The sequence below is a fragment of the Youngiibacter fragilis 232.1 genome (assembly GCF_000495435.3).
GTDB classification, from domain to species: Bacteria; Bacillota; Clostridia; order Clostridiales; family Clostridiaceae; genus Youngiibacter; species Youngiibacter fragilis.
This window is the reverse complement of record NZ_AXUN02000105.1, coordinates 1-3,830: the sequence shown is the minus strand read 5'-3', so window position 1 is coordinate 3,830 and position 3,830 is coordinate 1. Positions and strand designations below refer to the sequence as shown.

3 protein-coding genes are annotated in these 3,830 nt (G+C 39.6%); all 3 read left to right on the top strand.

Features of this window, described 5'->3' with window-relative positions; all coding sequences use genetic code 11:
* The first annotated feature begins 265 nt into the window (after positions 1-265).
* From T472_RS05970 to T472_RS05960, 3 genes are read left to right on the top strand one after another with little or no spacing between them, the layout of a single operon-like run.
* On the top strand, positions 266-1,516 hold the full coding sequence (locus T472_RS05970) for a tyrosine-type recombinase/integrase (RefSeq protein WP_023387435.1): 1,251 nt from the start codon (positions 266-268) through the stop codon (positions 1,514-1,516).
* Between the two features lie 3 nt (positions 1,517-1,519).
* Entirely contained in the window at positions 1,520-2,494 is a 975-nt protein-coding gene (locus T472_RS05965; RefSeq protein WP_023387434.1) for a tyrosine-type recombinase/integrase, read from the top strand.
* Positions 2,491-3,537 (top strand): tyrosine-type recombinase/integrase, encoded by a 1,047-nt coding sequence (locus T472_RS05960; RefSeq protein ID WP_023387433.1) that lies wholly within the window; start codon positions 2,491-2,493, stop codon positions 3,535-3,537. Before T472_RS05965 ends, T472_RS05960 begins: the two co-directional genes overlap by 4 nt.
* Positions 3,538-3,830: the final 293 nt, after the last annotated feature.

Genomic DNA, 3,830 nt, shown 5'->3' with positions numbered 1-3,830 from the left:
ACCAGATTCATTTCAGAACCAAGCACCTTAAAATTTTGATTGATGTCACGAAGAGCGCTCTTGAACTCCTTTTCGCCCTCAACACCGATTTTTAGGCCGAAATCCGTATATCCCATATGTGTAGTTATCCTCCTTTCTCTCGTGAGTTATTGTAAAATCGAATATTTGGCAATAATCTTCTCGGATAATTATTGCTGTGCTGTTGCTATACTTGTCTTAAGGAATCGCATATGCATTCCAAAAATATTTGAAAGGAGCAAGTATTATGGACAACAGCACAAGTAACTATTGGCACATGCTTAAGACAGACTTTATGGACTACATCAAAAGTGGGAGAAATCACCCACGAGAGTACAAAAACTTCAGCAGATCTATCGACCTATTAGTAAATTATGCTATCGAAAATGATCATGCTGAGTACACACCAGAGTTAGGTATGGATTTTTATGAATCCGAGAAAGAACGTGGCTATCATGGAATGACAACATTGGACCGCCGTCGGAAGACTATTCGACATCTAAATGAACATTTATACGGTAATAATTTTTGGCAGCGCAAACCACGTGATCTCCGTGTATATCAAAAACGAGGTGTTAAGTTACAGTGCCCCGAGCAATTTTGCAAAGTTTTTGACCTATTCCTAGATTCAATAAGAAAGGAAGGCTTAAAGGAAATCACTGTAGAACAATATCGCAACGCCTGCACAAAAATGATATTGGATTTTGTTGAACAAGGAGCAAGTGAGTGGAATGAAATTGATGCAAAGATTCTCATTAACTCCTACTTGCGCTCAACAAACAAATATCACTTTGTGCCTTATGCAAAACGACTGTTTAGATTCTTAGTGAGTACAGATATCATAACAACGGATTACACTGGTATTTTGCCAGCACCATCAAAGCGACGACCAACCCCCTCAGTTTATACTGAAGCAGAAATTCAACAACTGTTGAGCAGTGTAGAGACCTTCACGCCTCAAGGAAAACGTGACTATGCCATTATTCTAATAGCTGTGCGGCTTGGTCTCAGAGCATCGGATATACGACTTTTATGCTTTGAAAATATCGATTTCCAAAATGCTACGGTAGAATTCACACAGCTAAAAACCTCGGTAGATCACAAGCTTTCCTTACCTGAAGAAGTCTCAAAAGCTCTTAAAAACTACATTAGTAGTGGGCGCGAAGAATCTCAAGAACCGTATTTGTTTTTAGATGGATACGGGCATCCATTAGGTAGGTATACTATAACTAATATTGTTTCAAGGCACTTTGTGAAATCTGGAATTAATTTTGGTGATCGGCATCATGGACCTCACTCACTAAGAATGACTTTTGCCAGTCAGTTAATTTCTGAAAGTGTGCCTTATGAAGTAGTTCGAACTCTTTTAGGCCATGTCAATCCTGAATCCACTCGCCATTATGTGGAATATTCTATAGAAGGTTTGAGGACCTGTGCTCTCGAGATTCCATTGCCTAGTGGATTGCTTGAAAAATACTTATCAGGCGAGGAGGTCTAAGAGATGGAAATCATTTTTAAAGGTGCGCTTTCACATGAAATGTACGAATACCTAGATTTACTACGCGCTGGAAAAAGAGATACAGAAAGCTATATCTCAACCTTCAGGAGTCTTGATGAGTATATGGTTAAATCAAAGATTAAAGAAAAATCGCTGGATGAGGCTCTTGTGAGAGAATGGCTGAATACCCTCACTGTTGCAGAAACCACAAGAAACTATATTATTAGTCGCATTCGAAAATTTTCTCAATATTTGACCGCAATTGATATTCCTGCTTGTGAGCCAGATTTATACCGAGCGTCATCTTCGTACATTAGTTATACTTTTACGGATGAAGAATTTGGCGCTATTATCGCTGTAGCAGATAACTTTAAGGCAAGCTATACAAAGACTGAAACAGCTTATATTTTCCCCATTTTATTGCGTATGCTTTACAGTTGTGGACTAAGAGTTGGAGAAGCGGTTGCCCTGCAATGGCAAGATGTCGACCTTGACACCGGTGTCATTACAATCAAAAAAGCAAAGAACAACAGACAACGACGTGTCCCCTTTAGCAACTCTCTCAGAGATCTACTGAGCCAGTATCGTTGCCGCAGGTTTTCTGAATATAGCGACACCGAGTTCTTGTTTGGGAACTCTAACAGGGATGGCAATCCATACCTTCCAGGGGCGTTCTGGTATTGGTTTGGCAAAGTTATACGTAAAGCAAATATTAGTAATGAGCGAAAAGAACCTTTTGAGAGGTGCATCTGTCCACATACTCTTAGACATTATTTCGCTTTCAAATCATTTCAGAAGTCAGTGGCAGAAGGACGCACTCTTGAAGAAACAGCCCCATATTTATCCACGTATCTAGGGCATGAATCATTCTATGGGACTGAAAAGTATCTGACCACTGATTATACTGTGTATCTGGATTCTCAAGATATTGTAGAAAAGGCTACCATATCTGTATTTCCGGAGGTGAACTTCGAATGAGTAAAAAATATGGCGAAGTTTTATTGATGCTTGAAGATTTCTTCACTAATTATCTTACAGATGTTAAAGGGCTGAGCGACAACTCTATCACCGCATACCAATATGCGTTTCAGCTTTTGTTCCAGTACTTATTAAGTGAAAGAGGTCTTCAGCCAGACAAGGTGACATTTCAAGACTTATCTGGAGATACAATCGAATCATTTTTACTTTATCTTGAGAATGAACGTGCTTGCTCTGTAAAAACTAGAAACCTCAGACGTGCTGCTATAGTATCATTCGCAAAATTTGCATCGAAAAGGTCATTTTCTGCGGCCCTACCTTTCTATACAAGTATTTCGAAGGTGCCAAAAAAGAGAGAACCTAAAAAGCTTGGATTCAAACACTTCTCAAAAGAAGAAGTTACAATCTTGTTGAAAATGCAAGACACCTCCAGATTGATTGGTCAGCGTGACGTAACACTTCTAAGTTTGTTATATGCAACTGGTGCCCGTGCACAAGAACTTTGTGATATTACTCTTGATGACATAACTTTGGGTTCACCAACAAGGATACGTTTAACTGGAAAAGGGGAGAAGTCCCGTGTAGTTACGATCCCAGATAATTGTACTGCCATTCTGAAAGAGTACTTGAGGGTTAGAAATCTTGATCTCGTATCTGAGACAACAAGAGGTAGACATTTGTTCTCAAGCCAGACTCATGAGCATATGAGCATCTCTTGTGTTGAGGGGATCGTCAAAAAATATGTCATCAAGGCTAAGGAACAGAATCCCCAACTTTTCAGGGAAAACAGTTACTCACCACATTCATTCAGACATTCGATTGCGGTTCATATGCTCGAGGCAGGAGATTCGCTTGTTGCCATAAAGGCTTTTCTAGGTCATTCAACCATTGCAACAACATGTATATATGCAACAGTTACTCCGGAATTGGCAAATAGATACCTCGATGAGCGCGGTAAACCACTTCAAGATATTTCTACTATCAATACTCCGCCGCCGCTGTCGTTGGCAATGCCATTTTTGTTTAGAAAGAAAAGACCTTGAAAAATTATCCGAGGAATTCTTTATGGGTTCCCCGGTTTTTCTATGAATACGGGAGAAAGGAGGATAACTACACATATGGGATATGATAACGTATCTTAGAAGTCGGATAAATTATCCATGGTTTCACCTCCTTGGAGCATGAAAAATGACACCGCTTAAGGTGCCACATTACATGGTAGTGTTATAAATACTCCGGGATAATATCGTCAATATTGTGATCTTTTCTTGGTTTTGAAATCCCGATAAATTGCTTGTGGCATTCCCATAGATCCATCAAATAGCCGATGGGCAAA

What these genes read in the sequence shown, in the direction of transcription:
- T472_RS05970 (WP_023387435.1), top strand. Translation starts at nt 266, where the DNA reads ATGGACAACAGCACAAGTAACTATTGGCACATGCTTAAGACAGACTTT.
- T472_RS05965 (WP_023387434.1), top strand. Translation starts at nt 1,520, where the DNA reads ATGGAAATCATTTTTAAAGGTGCGCTTTCACATGAAATGTACGAATAC.
- T472_RS05960 (WP_023387433.1), top strand. Translation starts at nt 2,491, where the DNA reads ATGAGTAAAAAATATGGCGAAGTTTTATTGATGCTTGAAGATTTCTTC.